The following is a 16,394-nucleotide window of genomic DNA, read 5'->3' on the forward strand; positions in this document are numbered from 1 at the left end:
CCGTTTTTAATAATATCATTAACTGCCAATCAAACTTTAAAAACCCAGTTATGGATTGTTTCTTGCTGCTCCGGCGCTCCCCGCTTCCACAAGGACACAAGTTAACTTGTGTCCTTTTTTAGTCTCAAAATCAGAAATTAGGCTAATCCGACTAATTTAGCGCTGTATTCCCACACTTTTGCCCCTCTTTCCTCGTCGCGAGCTTGAGGAGAAACCCTTTGCACAAAGGATTTACCCTCTTTTTTCTGACGGTTGCCCCAACTCCAGTAAGCACCAGATTGACGGTATTCGGGGTCAGCCACCACCATAGCGACTCTTTCCCCGGCTAATTCTTGGGAAACATAGCCACCGGTGATATTTTTCTGGAACCAGGGGAAAAACTGCTGGAAAAAGGGGTAATGGTTGCGGAAAAGGGGTGTATCGGCCACACAACCCGGATAGAGGGAAGTAAAAGTGATTCCGGTCGATTGGTGATAGCGTTTGTGCAGTTCCCGCATGGTGAGAACATTACACACCTTACTATCTTTGTAGGCCTTGACCGATTCAAATTTTTTGCCGTCGGCCATAGTAATCGGGGTTTTGAAACCCTTGGCAAACCCCTCCAAATCGCCCAAATCGGGACGAGGAGGAATTTTACCGCCTAATTCATCGGGATTATGGGTGACAGTGCCGAGAATGACTAAACGGCGGTCGGGAGAAGGGGAATTTTTTAGATCTTCCAAGAGCAAATTTGACAACAGGAAATGACCTAAATGATTGGTGGCCATGCTCAATTCATAACCGTCGGGACTTCTTAAGGGTTCTTTGAGCAAAGGCAGATAGATAGCGGCATTGCAGACTAAAGCGGTTAGGGGTCTGCCCAAGGCCCGGAAATTTTTAACGAAGCGCCGGACGCTATCGAGGGAACCGAGGTCGATAAATTCAATACAGTAGTTATCCCGGGGAATGTTCAATTCCTTGGCAGCCTGTTCCATTTTCGGGATATCCCGACAGGCCATAACCACAAACCAACCTCTTTGAGCAAGGGATTTAGCGGCGTAGAGACCGACTCCAGAAGTTGTCCCAGTAATGATCACCGTGGGTTTTTGATCTTGTACCATTTTTTGATAGTTTTCGTTAATCGCTCTGGTCTAGGGAATATCCAAGGGATTCCGATTATAAATTTTATCTCAAATGTCGGGGTTTCATCCCGTCCCTAAAAGCGACGGGATGAAACCAAGCGCCAATATAAAACAGCACTTCGACACATTTCGACAGGCTCAATGTAAAGGCTCAACGTAAAGGCTCAGTGACACGAAGCACGATTAAAAATAAGCGTCCAGTCTCCTGACAAAATCTCGAATAACTTCTTCTTGTAAGGGTCTTGACCTACTCAGGCCAAATAGCTACCATGTAAGTAGAGCGGATAGGGTAATCAACCGCTTTAAAAACCCATGTAGTCTAACCACTACGCTATCTGCACCTTGACAATTAAAGATATGGGGTTCTACTCAATAGTTCTAGTTTCCCCCTGCTCGTGATGTAAAATCTTTACAGGAAATAGACAAAGCAGTATTTGAAGCTAACGTTTCAATTCAAGCAAACTTTGTACCCCCCCCTTGCCCCCCCCCGACGTCGGGGGGGGCAAGGGGGACTATCGTAGGGCATACGAAAAGTAACGCTTAGGGAGAGAACCACCTCTGGGTTGGATAACGCAAGGCATCTAATTTAAGTGGACTCGTTGAACTAAGAATCCCGAAGCGCTTAGTGCGACGGGAGTGTCAAATAACTTCAAATTTTCGTGAGTGTTCACTTATCAGTAATCAGTTATCAGTTATCAGTGATCAGTTATCAGATTTAAGTTTACCGATCTCCCCACTTCCCCACTTCCCCAATTCATAATTCATAACTAACGAATGGGTTTAGCTAAATCACCGACTTTAAAACCATTACCGGTAATGATGCGACCGACGCTAGATTGACCATCAGCTTCGACAATTTCGAGAGTGCCAATCGGTTGAGTAATCTGACGGATAACCTTACCCGTTTGCGGATCCTTGACCGTTTGAGTCGTCCGTTCGATGGAAATGCGTAAACCGACACGATAACCTTCTCCCGTACCTTTATTGAGAATTACCTGATTTCCCGCCACGGCAGCCACTAAAGCGGTGACAGTCGGGAGCGAGCGAGGTGTAGCGGCGATTTGGTCGGCTTTATCATTGAGATTATCCACCACCCGCGCCACTGCCTTATCGGTGGCAATACTGAGTAATTTCCCTTCGTTGGAGGTTTGGGAACCACCCCCAACTCCTAAAACCACGGTTGAACCATCGGATTGATTGGCAGTACCATCTCCCTGAGCGGTGGTAATAATTTCGGCCGTGGTGGTATTAATTGCCCGGACATTCAACTTGACAAAAGCATCGGTTTCTGTCTTGGCAGTGCTAAAAATAATAAACGAGCCACCGGATTGTTTTTTTTGTAAATCGAATTGGGTAATCGAACCGATAATCACCACATCTACCCCCAAAATTTGCCCGATTTGAGCAGCGGTAGCGGCATCTACCCGTCCCGAAGCCCCGAAATTCTGTTCTCTGAGGACAGCATCAATGCGACTGCGCTCAATGACTGTATAGCGACCACTTTCCACCAATTTATTGACGAGAATATCGCTGACACCACTGGCCCCACCATTGAGAAATGTTAACCACTGGGGATTACTGAGACCGCTATAATCGAAGTCTAAAACCGCTACTCGCACCTTTTCGCTTTTTTGGGCTAAGAGTAAAGGTAAATTGTTAGAGGTAGCTTGGGAGAAAGCCGGTGCGTTGAAGCTAAAACCCAAACTAGAAGCGACTCCCACAAGGGTGATTAGGGCAGAAAAACCACGGATACTATCTTGATCGAACATGATAAGGGGTTCTCCAGTCAAATAGAATATAGCTCATAATACATCTGAAAATTGCTCTAACTATCGAGAGTGATCAAGAGCGAGAATTTTGAATGGCAGTAATTAAACCTCTCACTTCCTCGGTTCCCTCGGAAGCTTCAAAGGAAGTGGGAAATTTACCCTTAGCAATCATCCGCAATCCCAAGGGGGCAATACTTAATAAACCCTGTAAATCGCGCCAATAATTGCCCACCACATAGAGGCCGAATTTGCGTTCATCAACCCATCCCCCTGCTTTGACTAATTCCACTAAAACTTTCCGGTGACGAATGGGACGACTACTATCGTCCGACTTGCGGGCGAGTATTTCCTGTTTAATTTTACTAATCTGATCCATGGGGGCCACTGCCATGGGACAAACCGCATTACAGAAATAGCAACGGGTACAACCCCAAACCCCTGCGGTGCCTTGGTTATAAAGTTCTAGGCGACTTTCCTGATTACCATCGCGGGAATCTGCTAGGGTGCGCTGTGCTTTTGCTAAAGCGTGGGGACCGACAAAATCGGGATTGACTTGCTTGGCATTACATTCCGAATAACAGGCCCCGCACATAATGCAGTTACCCATCTGATTGAGATTGGCTCTTTCTTCTGGAGTTTGCAGAAATTCTCGTTCGGGAATGGTGCGCGCTTGACTACTAATATAAGGTTCAACCCTTTCTAAATCGTCCCAAAACGGTTGCATATTAACGATTAAATCCCGGATAATCGGTAAATTGCCTAGGGGCGCGATCGTGATTTCAGGAATTTCTCCGGCATCTTTTTGGCTACAATGGTTTAATTCACTGGCGATATTTTGTTGACAAGCCAGGGCCGAACGACCGTTAATTTTCATAGCACAGCTGCCACAAATTGTGTTGCGGCAATTTTTGCGAAAGGCCAAAGTTCCATCAAGTTCCCATTTGATGCGATTAAGGCAGTCGAGAATTGTATTTCCCGCCTCCACCTCTAGGGTAAAATTTTCTAGGTAGGGGGTGTCGTTGGGTCGTTGACGCAGAATTTTAAAATAAACTTCCATACTCGGCACGGGGATGAGGGACTCCTAATACTCAGGATAATCGATGTTAACGGGCCAAGGGGGAGCTAGTAATGGTAATTAATCCTTAAGATTTGCCCTGGTCGGTTGAGCCAAGGGGTGGGTATCTAGGCCTAATGATAGATGGGGAAGTCGATCGAAAACAGTTTAATCACCCCGGATTTACTGCTCTGGGTCATTACTTTTTTGCCAACTCCAACCACAAGTATAGTTTCTCAATTCCTTGCTAGGTATAGCTTAATCCATTTTATGTCCTTACTTTCTCCTCCTGTTTTCCTCGCACCCGACCAAAAATTGCCAGAGTCTTGACCAAAAATTTCCTCTCCCCCACAAGGTTTACACTTACTACCTAGTCTGGGGTCTTCTTAGCACGATTGTCATCACCGAACCATCAGTTTTAAAAAATTTATTATTCCCCTCTAGACATTTTTGGCGAGATTTTTGGTATGATCAATTTGTCAGTGTAAACTTAATTGACAGTCAGTCAAAAATCAAGGAACATTAAAAAGTACCATGAGTGATATCTCTCCTACTCCCCTAACCGGGAAAGCTCTACTACAAAAAGTCAAAGAGTTATCCCACTTACCCCGTCGCGAAACGGCAAAACGTTGTGGTTACTACTCCCAAAGTAAAGATGGTCAAGTTCGGGTCAATTTAACCGACTTTTACGATGCTGTTTTAGGTGCAAAAGGGGTTCCCCTCGATCCCGAAGGGACTAAAGATGGCCGCGGCCGCGAACCCACTTTCCGGGTTAGTGTCCATAAAAATGGTCAAATCGTCATCGGTTCCACCTATACCGAACAAATGAACTTGCAGCCCGGGGATGAATTTGAAATCAAACTTGGCTACAAGCACATCCACCTCAAACAAACGGAATCAGAAGAACCGGTAGAAGCTTAAATAGGTTAGGGAGTAGGGATAAGGACAAAAAAAATCGGCAGTCAAAAGGGCTAGTTTTGACAAGACCGACCAAAAAGACAATATAGATTCTTATCCCTAATTCTAACCCCTGACCGCCTCTTTTATCAACTCGAGGGGTTTTCCCTAAGCACTTTTTGTTCTTTTTCGCAACCCCCTAGGGATGGATTTTTGTGGGAGCTAGGCTTTTCCAGAGCAAAGTTCCACAGTTATTCTGTCCCTAGAGGGTTTGTTGTTTTAGCCATCAGGAGACAGGAGACTCCGAGACAGGAGACTCCGAGACAGGAGATTATTTTTATTTATTCTCCCTTCTCCCCACACCCCACACCCTACACCCTACACCCCACACCCCACACCCCACACCCCCCCTGCCCCCCCGATGTCGGGGGGGTTGGGGGGGTCACACCCCACACCCCACACCCCCACTTCCTTAGCACCTAATTGACAATGGACATGGCTGCCTTAATCAAAATTATTATCTTCCTGTTGGCCTGGTTAATTCTCTGGCTGCCCATTGCCATTGGTTTAGGGAGTCGTTTGGGATGGCAACCGCTGCAAGGGACAAAACCTGAGCAGAAATTGCCCCTGGTGGCCTCTCTTTACGTTTTGGCTCCCTTAGTTATCTGGGGATTATTAAAGATAGAGGGGAGCAGCCTCGATAATTACGGATTAATTTGGTCATTTTCCCTATTTATCTCCCTAACTAAAGGATTAATCCTGGCAGTGGTGGGATTAGGGATAATTTTTTTCCTAGAGGGGATTTTGACCTGGGTACATTGGCAGCCCAAAAATCTAACTCGTGCTTTTGCCTTGAGTTTACCCCTGTTGATAGTGGCCCTCTGGGTGGGTATTACCGAGGAATTAATCTTTCGGGGCATCTTTTTGAGCCAATTAAGCCAAGAATACGGTTTTTGGGTGGCGGGAGCCATTTCTAGCCTAATTTTTGCCCTGCTGCACCTGCTTTGGGAGCGTCAGCAAACGCTGCCGCAACTACCCGGTTTATTTCTGATGGGCATGGTTCTGGTCTGGGCGCGGGCGATCGATCATGGTAGTTTAGGATTAGCTTGGGGACTTCATAGCGGTTGGGTATGGGGATTGGCCTTGCTAGACAGTGCCGAATTGATGTCTTACAGCGATTCTGGGTTAGCTTGGGTTAAAGGTATCTATAACCAACCTTTAGCGGGGTTAGCGGGTATTCTTTGCCTCTTGGGGACAGCTTGGGGGTTAAACTTGTTTCAGTAGCCAAAAGCCGGTAAAAGTGCGACCAGAATCATCCGGTTGTATCAGGAGAAAGTGCAAACCTTGGCTTTCCTGTTTGGTTGCTTGATAAACATTGGCTGCCCGGGCTACATCTTCATCCTCGTAGGTTAGGAAAATCCAACGCTCATTTAGACCCGATTCCAAGACTAAACCGCCCGATCGCCCCCTTTCTGTGGGAATATGATCGATAAATACCGGGTTAATTTCCTCCAACCAACGAGCGATCGCCAGAGATTTTTTACCACCGGTAATAACCACACCGGGGATCATTAAAGTGGAGGCTAAACCTAATTTTAAGGGAGAAAAGGCCTCTGGTAGGGAAAGAATCGGTATTCGGCGATCGCCAAAAAAGTTGACTAAATCAACGGCGGGAAAGCGAGCAAAACGCCACTCTTGACCTAAAAATTGGTCTGGTAGGGGTTGCGGTGGAGGGGAGTCGATATTGATGGAGATTTGGCGTAATTCTAGCTGTTTTTTCAGGGCATTAACGTGACGGGTTAACTCAATTTTGATCTGTAAATTTTGACCGGCGAGGAGAAATAAATTGGCGCATTGGGGGCGAAAAACTTGGATAATTTCTGGGGAGGAGACTTGACAAGCTTGCTGTAACTGTTGGGTTAACCAGTCGCTATTAGCTTGGGATTGGGGACAGGAATTTTCATAAATAAGATGACCGAGAGGATCGTAAATTAACAATTGCCAGACTGTCTCAAGAGGGGAGGAAGATGAAGATTTATAAAAATCCGCTTGCCAAATAGTCATAATTGAGTAAAAAGCCACCAGTAAAAAGTCAAAAAATGGTCAGGAGTAGAGGTCAACTAAAAATTTTACCTTACCAGGACTTTTAAGTAACGCACAGAAAACGGGTTTCTCGGAGAAACCCGTTTTCTGCTCATGCACTCATGCAAAAAGGGGAATAAATAATCAGTCTTTAATAACCAGATTTAGTATTATTCTTAATTCTCCTGACGACCGACTACTGACTACTGACTCCTGACTCCGTTCGGCTGAGCTCACGGCCGAAGCCTAACCCTAACAACAATTTTTGATTTTTACAAGAGGTCTAATCTAGGAGCGAGACAAAAAAGGCTATATACTAGGGAAAGCTATAGCAAAAAATGTCGAGACAATGGAAGAAAATTGGCTAGAAATTGGGACAATAGTAGCACCCCAGGGACTGGAGGGAGAATTGCGAGTTTTATCGGTATCAGATTTTCCCGAACGTTTTCAGAAGCGAGGTATTAGGGGAATACAAGGGCCAAAAGGGGGAGAAATCCGAGAAATTACTCTGCTCAGGGGACGTGATCTACCGGGCAAAAATATTTATGTTATCAAGTTAGAGGGGGTTGAAAATCGGGAACAAGCTGAAGCTTTGCGCGGATATAAATTATGGGCGAATAAACTAGAAAAACCTCGCCTAAAAGCCGATGAATATCATGTTAGTGAGCTAGTAAACTTAGAGGTTTATCATCACCTGACAGGAGAAAAAATCGGGGTTGTAGTAGATATTTTCTGGGCTGGTAATGACATTTTAGCAGTGCAACTAGAAGCAAATCTCGCCTCTGTCAAGAAAAAAAGCCCTTCTTCCGACTCAAAAGCCACGGTCCTGGTTCCCTTTGTCAAAGAAATTGTGCCACTGGTGGATCTGAAAGCGGCACGCATCGAGATCTCGCCACCACCGGGGTTATTAGAGATCAATTTATCCTAGGCTGATTCTTGATGGTAGATTTCGACAAAGATAAGGTAATACTGGAACAGTAAGGATTAGCTGCTTTTTTAGCTAATTTAACAACACCCAGTTATCCCTAGGGACTGCTAACCAACCGTGACAATTTTTGATTTTTAGAGGAAGTCCACTTTTGTCACGGAAATGGGTAATCTCAAAAGGAAAGATAGATATTATTTTGATGAAAGGCTATGGGTATCAGCATCCTGAGAATCTGGGCGATCGCAGCTAATGGTTTTCGCGAGGTTATCCGCGATCGCATTCTTTACTTTATCGGGTTTTTTGCCTTGTTGATGGCCTTCGCTTGGCGTTTATTACCAGAAATTGCGATAGGAACCCATCAGAAAATCTTTCTTGACTTGGGATTAGCCGCTATCGGGTTATTAGGGGTAATTGTCGCGGTTTTTGTGGGTACAGGGCTAATTAATCAGGAAATTGACAAGAGAACTATTTTAGTTTTGATTCCCAAACCCCTGAGTCGGGCCGAATTTATCCTCGGTAAACACTTGGGTTTGTCTGGGGTTTTAGCGGTGATGTTGGGGGTAATGTTGGTGATTTACCTGCTGATGTTGCTGGGGATGAAAGTATCTTTTCAAGCTTTACCCCTGATTGTCTCGGTTTTCTATCTCGGTTTGGAATTAATTCTGATCGCAGCCCTGGCGATCGCTTTTGGGGTATTTACCAGTTCAATTTTAGCCACGTTAATGACTTTTGGGGTCTATCTCATGGGTCACATCAGCAAAGATCTGATCCAATTGGGTATAATCAGCAAAAATCCCAATATTCTCGCTATCACCCAAAATATTTATCTAATTCTCCCAGATTTGGAGAGATTAAATTTTAGAAACGAGGCCGTTTATGGTTTGCTCCCTAGTGCTGATGTCTTAATCGGTAATGCCCTCTACAGTCTCGTTTATACTGGTCTATTATTGGGTATCTCCATCCTCATCTTTTCACGACGACAATTTTAAATGGCCTTGGCGAATCAAGGTATGAATGTCATCGCCATCGATTAGTTTATAGACATTATTAGCCATGAAATTAAAGGCCCAACTGCATATTTTAAGTCGAGAAGCGGTCAATTATGGACTGGCAACCGTGGTCATGGAAGAAGCGGTTAATCCCGTCCTTGCAGCTTTTGCTAGACAGTTAAAACATTTACAATACTATGTAGTTCAGAATAGCCAGGGTGATTGGTTACTAACCACTTTAGCCCATCGGCAGCAGCCGCAACAGGAAAAAAGGGTGATCTATGCCTTTGCTACGGAAAAAATGGCCCTATCTGCTCAAAATACTGCTAATTCACCCCTATCAACGCTCCTGATTCCCGTAACCCATCTTTTATTCCAATTATTTGCCGTAGAAAAAGTAGATAGTATTATTTTTCTGGAAAATGCACACACCGCTCAAACAGGAAAAGAAATCTCCCGGACCCAATTAAAGGCTAATATTGAAAAACAACTGCAAAAACTGGGGACAATTCCTGCCAATCTTGCTTAATTAGTTATCCTTAATCAAGGCGAATTAGATGTCATACTAAATCCGTTGAGTATAGGCTACATATCAGGAGAGGCAATAGGCACTCTTGCAATAGGCAAAAGAAGAAATAGATAATCAGTCTGTAATAACGAGATTTAGCATTACCACCAGAGACTTTTTAAGCTGGCAACTTGAGTCTAGCCTAATCAGGGAGATTATTTAGAGCCGATCGTATAAACAAGCACCTGAGCCAAACGGCTAGGAGCATATCGGTTACTATAGAGAGTGTCTATTTTCTCAAAACCGACCTATGCTGCGAGAAGATCTTAAGAAAGAATTAGATAAACTAAACGATGATCAACTGAAAAAGATTGCTGATTTCATAGCCGACCTTGAGTTTCAGTCTGGACAAGTCCCATCGTCTGTTCCGCTTTGGCAAAGAGCAACACCATCCCAGAGAGCTAGGGAATTGCGTGAATGGGTGTTACAACTTCCCAAAGATAGTCCGAGTCTAGGAGATGAAGCCTTTAGTCGCGATAGTATTTACGAATGATGACGAGATATTTACTTGACACTAATATTGTTATGCGATTGTGCAATTGTTCCGACCTACAGCATAAGCTGGCAACCAATGCAGTTTCTCGTCTGCTCATGCAATCAGATGAATGTTTCCTTGCGACACAAGTAATAATTGAGTTTTGGGTTGTTGCCACCAGACCAACTGAAGTCAATGGTTTGGGTTGGTCTGTAGAACAAACCAGAAGCATGATAGATCAACTTCTCGCTCGTTTTCCAGTCTTGGCAGAATCTCGGCAGATTTTTACAAATTGGCTGAACTTAGTCACAACTAACAGAGTGATGGGTAAACGCACTCATGATGTTCGTCTCGTTGCGGCTATGCTTGCCAATGAAATTACACATCTGTTGACCTTTAATCCCAGTGATTTTGCGGGTATATCAAGTATTACCATAACTCATCCACAAGATTTGAACCCGTTTGATACTAATGAGCCATAGTGTTGGCGAGCGCCGCATAACTCAATCGTTATCAATAGGGAAAAGTTAATTATCTGCAATTGCCTTTTTTACTCTCACTCACATTACCATGACCGAGCCAACCCGATTAAACTATCATGATACCTATTCTTGTCCCGTCTGTCGCCATGGTAAAATCGCCACTTTACCCCTAATGGAAGCCTATGCTTGTAACTTTTGTCAACACATTTTTACTGCTAATTTAGAACAACAGGTTTTAAAAATGGCCGATAGTCAATTACCCTTAACTTGGTATTGGAATGGTAAGTATTGGCAGGGTTTACCGAGAGAAGGCATGGAGATGGCAGGTTTTTACTTAATTATCGGTTTAGGATTTGTGATTTTTCCCACAGCAATTGTGGCTACGGGAGCCTATCTTTTTCCTCCGGTCGAGGGGAGTCCTTTGTCATGGGTGCCTCTATTTTGGTCGATTTTAACCTTTATTTGCCATGCTATTTGTTTACTCTGGTTAATGATCGAATATTATCAGTTTCCCGTTAATATGTATCTGCGGGCCCTAGCTCGTCGTTGGCAAAATTCTGTCGTCACTAGATTATTATCCTAGGAAACATTCAATCCCAGAAAGGGGAGCAGGAAGTGGGGAAGTGGGTTGTGAGGTGTGGGGGGATGGGAAGAATAAATAAAAATAATCTCCTGAATACTGATTACTGATTACTGATTACTGTTCTCTAAATTATCCCCAAAGGACAAAATTGACCCGATAATTCTAGTTTATTGTTTTGCAGCAGATATAAACCGTATTCAATTCCTTCCACCACTGCTTGATAGGAAGCTTCCAAAATATTACTAGACACTCCTACGGTAGTCCATCTTTGTTGACCGTTACTGGACTCGATTAAAACCCTAGTTTTCGCTGCCGTCCCCGAACCACTATCGAGGATTCTCACTTTATAATCGGTCAGGTGAAAGTTAGCAATTTCGGGATAGAATTTGACTAAAGCCTTTCTTAAAGCCCGATCTAAAGCAGCCACCGGCCCGTTACCTTCGGCCACTTCTAATAAATCTTCCTCTTTTACCCGTACTTTAATTGTAGCGATCGCATTACCACTATCCCGGAGCATATCACAATAAACTTGGAATCCTTTTAATTCAAAAAGGTGGCTTCTCTGTCCCAAAGCTTCCCGCATTAATAACTCAAAACTAGCTTCGGCTGCCTCAAATTGATAACCCTCACTTTCCAAGATTTTTAAACGTTCCAGAATTTGCCGACAGGTGGGATCATCTTTATTTAAATCGATGCCAAAACTGCGCGCTTTCGCTAACACATTACTTAATCCCGATTGGTCAGAAATGACGATGCGGCGCTGATTCCCGATCGCTTCTGGATTAATATGTTCGTAGGTAAGGGGATTTTTCGCCACCGCAGAAACGTGAATGCCGCCTTTATGGGCAAAAGCGGAGCGTCCGACGAAGGGAGCATGATCATCCGGGGCTAAATTGACCATTTCGCTGATTTTTCGGCTAGTTCCCGTCAATCGGCCTAATTGATTTTCTTCTAGGCAAGAAAATCCCATTTTTAACTGAAGATTGGGAATTAAAGTACATAAATTGGCATTGCCGCAGCGTTCCCCATAACCGTTAATTGTGCCTTGAATCATGCGTGCGCCCTCGTTAACTGCCGCTAAGGAGTTGGCTACGGCGGTTCCCGCGTCATTATGGGCATGGATGCCTAATTGAGGCGCATTTTCATCATCAGGATCGATATCCAATTGCTCCCGCACTTTCTCCACAATCGGGGCGATTTCTTGGGGTAAAGTGCCGCCGTTGGTATCACAGAAAACTAACCATTCGGCCCCGGCATCCTTGGCGGTTTTGAGGGTTAAAAGGGCGTATTCGGGGTTATTTTTGTAACCATCAAACCAATGTTCGGCATCATAAATGACTCGTTTTCCCTGACAGCGTAGATACTCGATCGTATCTCCTATCATGGCTAAATTCTCCTCCAGACTGGTTTTTAAGCCCTCTGTGACGTGCAGATCCCAAGATTTGCCGAAAATTGTCACCCAACGGGTTCTAGCGGCGAGAATGGCGGTTAACATCGGATCTTCCCGGGCCTCGATATGGGGGCGACGAGTGGAACAAAAAGCGACTAATTCCGCTTGTTTTAGGGGTTCTTCGTGCAGTTTCCAGAAAAATTGACCGTCTCTTGGGTTTGCGCCCGGCCAACCGCCTTCGATAAAAGGAATACCCATTCTATCTAATTCCCTGGCGATTTTAATTTTGTCTTCTAGGGAGAGGGAAATACCTTCTCGCTGGGCCCCATCCCGGAGAGTAGTGTCATAGACCCAAATGCGCTTACCATTGTTCATAGAAATAGTCAATAAGTGTTAATATTAATTAATAACTGTAGCGACTTAAAATCACGCCCCTAATGCCTAGAATAACAGTTTACGGTCAAACAATCACCTGCGATCGAGGTGCAAATCTCCGTCGCGTATTATTAAAACATGACATTTCTTTGTATAACGGCGGTTCCAAGTTAATCAATTGTCGCGGCATCGGCAGCTGTGGGACCTGTGCGGTGGCAATTGTGGGCGAAGTTTCTGCTATCAATTGGCAGGAAAAAGCGCGTCTTTCTTTACCTCCCCATAACCCCGATAATAACCGTCGTCTTGCTTGTCAAGTCAAAGTTTTTGGTGATATCGAAGTGACTAAATACGATGGTTTTTGGGGACAGGGAGACTCAGTGATCAGTTATCAGTGATCAGTGATCAGTGATCAGTTATCAGTTATCAGTGAGCAGTATTAAGTATTAAAGTGTTAAAGTATTAAGTGGCAAGTTCGGAGCCTTCTTTTCACTGTTTACTGTTTACTGATTAAGGTTATCAAATGAACGAGACAACAACTTTTCGGATATCACCAATAATTCGGGTAACTTTATTAAGTTTATATGTGGCGTTAACCATCCCTTTACCCTTTTTAGCAAAAGTCACTAATTCCCCTGTTAGTCCCAATTTTCTTTGGGTAGGAATTAGCTTAGGATTAATCGCTTTATACGGAGCTTTAAGTGAAAGAGTGATTTTATCAGAGACAGGGATACAAGTTACCTATCCCCAATGGTTTCCCGCTTTTCTTCGCTCTGGTTGGTGGTTAAATTGGACAGATATAAAAGAACTTAAATGTCGCAGTACGGGACAGGGTGGTTTAGTTTATTATTTCCTTGATCGCTCCGCAGAAAAAGCCTATTTATTGCCGATGCGAGTAGTGGGATTTAATCGCATGGTCAAAATAATCGAGGAAAAAACTAACCTGGATATGACCGATATTCGCCCCCTTTCTCAGCCTTGGATGTATGGAATTCTTTTTACTCTCACCCTATTTTTATTATTAGTCGATGCTTGGACTATTGCTACGGCGAGAACTATTATTCCCTAATAAATTCGGCTCAAAACGTAATCCACTAGCTCAATTAACACATCTTTTGAGGGAGAAGAAGCTAAACAGTCAAGGTGTTTTAAGGCACTTTGTCCGTATTGATTAGCTAATTCTTTTGAGCGAGGAATACCTTGGCTAGAGTGAATAAAGTCAAGAGCTTTTTCGATGTCTCCTTCCTGACTAAATTCCCGTTCGATCAACACTTCTATATAGGGATTTTCCTCCATGGCAAAGAGAGCAGGAGCGGTGATATTACCACTGATCAAATCGGAGCCAGAGGGTTTTCCTAATACTTCCGTGGGGGAGGTAAAATCGAGAATATCATCGACGATTTGAAAAGCTAATCCTAAATCACGACCATAATTATATAAATGATGATTAACTTCGGCCGATTGCTCGCTTAATACCCCAGCTGCTTTGGCACTGTTGGCAATTAAAGAAGCAGTTTTGTAGTAACTTTTTTCTAGATAAGCTTCTAAGGAGATACTGGTATCAAAGCGATTAATTCCCTGTTGAATTTCCCCTTCAGCAAAATCGCGAATCACTTCCGAGAGCAATTTTACCACTTCTAAATTATCTAAATTAGCTAGATACCAAGAGGATTGAGCGAAAAGAAAATCTCCCGCTAAAACCGCCACACGATTGTCAAATAAACTGTTAACGGTGGGAACACTGCGGCGCAATTCCGCCTCATCTACCACATCATCATGGACGAGACTGGCAGTGTGGATCATCTCCGTGATTTCCGCTAATCGACGATGACGGGGAGTGATATCCCGGTCTAACATAGTAGCGCGGGAGACTAACAACACGATCGCCGGTCGAACGCGTTTACCACCGGCCTCGAACAAATGTTCTGCTGCCGCCGCTAAAATGGGATGACGAGCGCCGACGAGGTTTTTTAAGTTATCGGTCAAAAGACGGAGATCATCGTCAACGGGTGCGAATAAAGAAGTTGTTGGGATCATTGGTTAGCCAATTGGCGAGATAGTTACGAAAGTTTACATATCCTTACATTTATTTTAAGCTAACCGTCCAGACTAGGGAAGGGGAAGCATCAGTGATCAGTGATCAGTAAACAGTGAGGGGTTGGAGGTTGGGGTTTTGGGGTATTAGTTGAAATTTCCCCATCTCCCCCCACACCCCACACCCCACACCCTACACCCCACACCCTACACCCCACTTCCCACTTCCCACTTCCCTAATCTTTTTCCCGACAAAACCCTTGTAATTGTCAAGACTCTAGGGTAACTTGTATATAAAAATTAATAAAGCGAGAAGTATTAGAACGATGTTGAGACTAATTAGCGACTTTGACGGCCCGATAATGGACGTATCGGAGCGATATTACCAAGTTTATCAATACTGTTTACAGAAAACCGCCTATAAAGGTCAAATTATTGGGGAATTATCGAAAGCGGAATTCTGGCAGTTAAAACGGGATCAGGTTTCTGAGAAGCGTATCGGGGAAATGTCAGGATTAGATGAAGATCAGGCCCGGAAATTTGCCCATCTTCGTCGTCAAACTGTTCATACTTTACCCTATCTTGTCCACGATCGCCCGGTGCTTGGTTCTTTGGAAACTCTCCAGAAAATCCAAGAGTTAAAGATCGATTTAGTCGTGATGACGATGCGACGGGTATCCGAGCTAGATCATGCCTTTAATCGCTACGATATCGGTCGTTTTTTCGCCGCTAATCGTCGTTATTGTCTAAATAACAATTACACCAAAACCAACGACGTGCGCGACAAAACCCTGCTTATGGCTAAGGCCGCTAAAGAACTGCCAGCGGCTGCCGATACTTGGATGGTGGGGGATACGGAAGCGGATATTGCCGCCGCTAAGAGCCAAAATATTAAGGTTATTGGCGTATTATCGGGGATTCGCAGCCGTTCCCGTTTAGAGAGCTACGAGCCTGATTATATCGTCAATAACCTTGGGGAAGCAGTGGACGTGATCTTAGGCTCCCTACGAGCGATTGGTTAACGGAAAAAACTACTAATCACCCAAAAGATCAGAAAAGTGACGAGCGCATAAATTTGGCGATCGGCGAAAATATTCAAATCAGCCTTGGCCGCTAAACTGACTAATCCCGCTCCCAGAGCGACTCCTAGCACTAAACCAGCGAGAGTGAATAGCAAGGCGCGGCCAAAACGTTTTTCTTTGTGGTTGAAAAAATAGATATTAACGAAAACGCCAAAAGCTAAGAGCAGCGGTAAGAGGGAGCCACTGGGATCGGGAACTAACAGGGTTATTGCTCCTAAACAAGCGTAAATCACTGCTGGTACGCCGATATCCTGTGCAGAAGGTGTATCGATTAAGCTTTGCCACCAGTTAGGAGATTTGCCGCTAGTAACCGGTTTACTTTCCACCGGAATCGTCAGACGTTCGGGAAAACGAATGCGATCGGGAACTTTAATTCTACCCTCCTGTCGCATCCGCAGTCGATCCATGAGGACAGAATCGTAGGCCGCCTCGATCGATTCGACAATTTTGCTATCATTCTGATACTGTTGCACCAGTCTTTGTTTGGCCTCTTGAATTTCTTCAAAAGAGGATTCTTCAGTAACCCCAAGTTGTTCGTAGGGATTCTGTTCACTCATGAACATACCTC

At 44.3% G+C, this 16,394-nt stretch carries 18 protein-coding genes; 11 read left to right on the top strand and 7 right to left on the bottom strand.

Annotation, left to right across the window (positions count from 1 at the left end):
* Nucleotides 1–137: 137 nt before the first annotated feature.
* The 3 genes from RAM70_RS09005 to RAM70_RS09015 all read right to left on the bottom strand — a co-directional run bounded on the left by RAM70_RS09005 (nt 138) and on the right by RAM70_RS09015 (nt 3,947).
* Entirely contained in the window at nt 138–1,100 is a 963-nt protein-coding gene (locus tag RAM70_RS09005; RefSeq protein WP_045362113.1) for a protochlorophyllide reductase, read from the bottom strand.
* A gap of 788 nt (nt 1,101–1,888) precedes the next feature.
* Complete coding sequence (locus RAM70_RS09010; protein ID WP_045362111.1) at nt 1,889–2,890, bottom strand: CsgG/HfaB family protein; 1,002 nt, start codon at nt 2,888–2,890, stop codon at nt 1,889–1,891.
* A 73-nt stretch (nt 2,891–2,963) separates the two neighbouring features.
* On the bottom strand, nt 2,964–3,947 hold the full coding sequence (locus RAM70_RS09015; protein ID WP_045362108.1) for a succinate dehydrogenase/fumarate reductase iron-sulfur subunit: 984 nt from the start codon (nt 3,945–3,947) through the stop codon (nt 2,964–2,966).
* A 531-nt stretch (nt 3,948–4,478) separates the two neighbouring features.
* Here RAM70_RS09015 and RAM70_RS09020 point away from each other — a divergent pair.
* Both RAM70_RS09020 and RAM70_RS09025 read left to right on the top strand, forming a co-directional pair.
* Nucleotides 4,479–4,865, top strand: a complete 387-nt coding sequence (locus RAM70_RS09020; RefSeq protein WP_002734386.1) for an AbrB family transcriptional regulator — start codon at nt 4,479–4,481, stop codon at nt 4,863–4,865.
* Nucleotides 4,866–5,330: 465 nt separating this feature from the next.
* A complete protein-coding gene (locus tag RAM70_RS09025; RefSeq protein WP_312673370.1) occupies nt 5,331–6,125 on the top strand; it encodes a CPBP family intramembrane glutamic endopeptidase in 795 nt (264 codons plus the stop codon).
* Here the strand turns inward: RAM70_RS09025 and RAM70_RS09030 are convergent.
* A complete protein-coding gene (locus RAM70_RS09030; RefSeq protein WP_312675862.1) occupies nt 6,108–6,905 on the bottom strand; it encodes a Tab2 family RNA-binding protein in 798 nt (265 codons plus the stop codon). The two genes, RAM70_RS09025 and RAM70_RS09030, sit on opposite strands and share 18 nt — an antisense overlap.
* A 367-nt stretch (nt 6,906–7,272) precedes the next feature.
* Between RAM70_RS09030 and rimM the strand changes: the two genes are divergently transcribed.
* From rimM to RAM70_RS09060, 6 genes are all read left to right on the top strand, one after another.
* Nucleotides 7,273–7,851: a ribosome maturation factor RimM gene (gene rimM, locus RAM70_RS09035; RefSeq protein ID WP_312673372.1), complete on the top strand. Its 579-nt coding sequence runs from the start codon at nt 7,273–7,275 to the stop codon at nt 7,849–7,851.
* A 209-nt stretch (nt 7,852–8,060) separates the two neighbouring features.
* Nucleotides 8,061–8,840, top strand: coding sequence for an ABC transporter permease (locus RAM70_RS09040; RefSeq protein ID WP_312673374.1), 780 nt, complete (start codon nt 8,061–8,063; stop codon nt 8,838–8,840).
* Between the two features lie 64 nt (nt 8,841–8,904).
* Nucleotides 8,905–9,369, top strand: a complete 465-nt coding sequence (locus RAM70_RS09045) for a hypothetical protein (RefSeq protein ID WP_104396044.1) — start codon at nt 8,905–8,907, stop codon at nt 9,367–9,369.
* A 289-nt stretch (nt 9,370–9,658) separates the two neighbouring features.
* On the top strand, nt 9,659–9,901 hold the full coding sequence (locus tag RAM70_RS09050) for a hypothetical protein (RefSeq protein ID WP_002775464.1): 243 nt from the start codon (nt 9,659–9,661) through the stop codon (nt 9,899–9,901).
* Complete coding sequence (locus RAM70_RS09055; RefSeq protein ID WP_002801782.1) at nt 9,898–10,365, top strand: type II toxin-antitoxin system VapC family toxin; 468 nt, start codon at nt 9,898–9,900, stop codon at nt 10,363–10,365. The genes RAM70_RS09050 and RAM70_RS09055 overlap by 4 nt, the downstream gene beginning before the upstream one ends.
* Nucleotides 10,366–10,453: 88 nt before the next feature.
* On the top strand, nt 10,454–10,948 hold the full coding sequence (locus tag RAM70_RS09060) for a hypothetical protein (protein ID WP_312673379.1): 495 nt from the start codon (nt 10,454–10,456) through the stop codon (nt 10,946–10,948).
* Nucleotides 10,949–11,072: 124 nt separating this feature from the next.
* Here the strand turns inward: RAM70_RS09060 and cimA are convergent, their stop codons facing one another.
* Nucleotides 11,073–12,713: a citramalate synthase gene (gene cimA / locus RAM70_RS09065; protein WP_312673380.1), complete on the bottom strand. Its 1,641-nt coding sequence runs from the start codon at nt 12,711–12,713 to the stop codon at nt 11,073–11,075.
* A 62-nt stretch (nt 12,714–12,775) separates the two neighbouring features.
* Between cimA and RAM70_RS09070 the strand changes: the two genes are divergently transcribed.
* Nucleotides 12,776–13,108: a 2Fe-2S iron-sulfur cluster-binding protein gene (locus RAM70_RS09070; RefSeq protein ID WP_002797420.1), complete on the top strand. Its 333-nt coding sequence runs from the start codon at nt 12,776–12,778 to the stop codon at nt 13,106–13,108.
* A 125-nt stretch (nt 13,109–13,233) separates the two neighbouring features.
* Entirely contained in the window at nt 13,234–13,779 is a 546-nt protein-coding gene (locus RAM70_RS09075; protein ID WP_312673381.1) for a hypothetical protein, read from the top strand.
* Here the strand turns inward: RAM70_RS09075 and sds are convergent.
* Nucleotides 13,776–14,747 (bottom strand): solanesyl diphosphate synthase, encoded by a 972-nt coding sequence (gene sds, locus RAM70_RS09080; RefSeq protein ID WP_046661468.1) that lies wholly within the window; start codon nt 14,745–14,747, stop codon nt 13,776–13,778. The two genes, RAM70_RS09075 and sds, sit on opposite strands and share 4 nt — an antisense overlap.
* A 323-nt stretch (nt 14,748–15,070) precedes the next feature.
* On the opposite strand from sds, the gene RAM70_RS09085 reads away from it, so the two are divergent.
* A complete protein-coding gene (locus RAM70_RS09085; RefSeq protein WP_045362074.1) occupies nt 15,071–15,766 on the top strand; it encodes an HAD family hydrolase in 696 nt (231 codons plus the stop codon).
* On the opposite strand, the gene RAM70_RS09090 is transcribed toward RAM70_RS09085, so the two are convergent.
* Complete coding sequence (locus RAM70_RS09090; RefSeq protein ID WP_045362069.1) at nt 15,763–16,383, bottom strand: CPP1-like family protein; 621 nt, start codon at nt 16,381–16,383, stop codon at nt 15,763–15,765. The two genes, RAM70_RS09085 and RAM70_RS09090, sit on opposite strands and share 4 nt — an antisense overlap.
* Nucleotides 16,384–16,394 lie beyond the last annotated feature (11 nt).

This window comes from Microcystis wesenbergii NRERC-220 (genome assembly GCF_032027425.1).
GTDB classification, from domain to species: domain Bacteria; phylum Cyanobacteriota; class Cyanobacteriia; order Cyanobacteriales; family Microcystaceae; genus Microcystis; species Microcystis wesenbergii_A.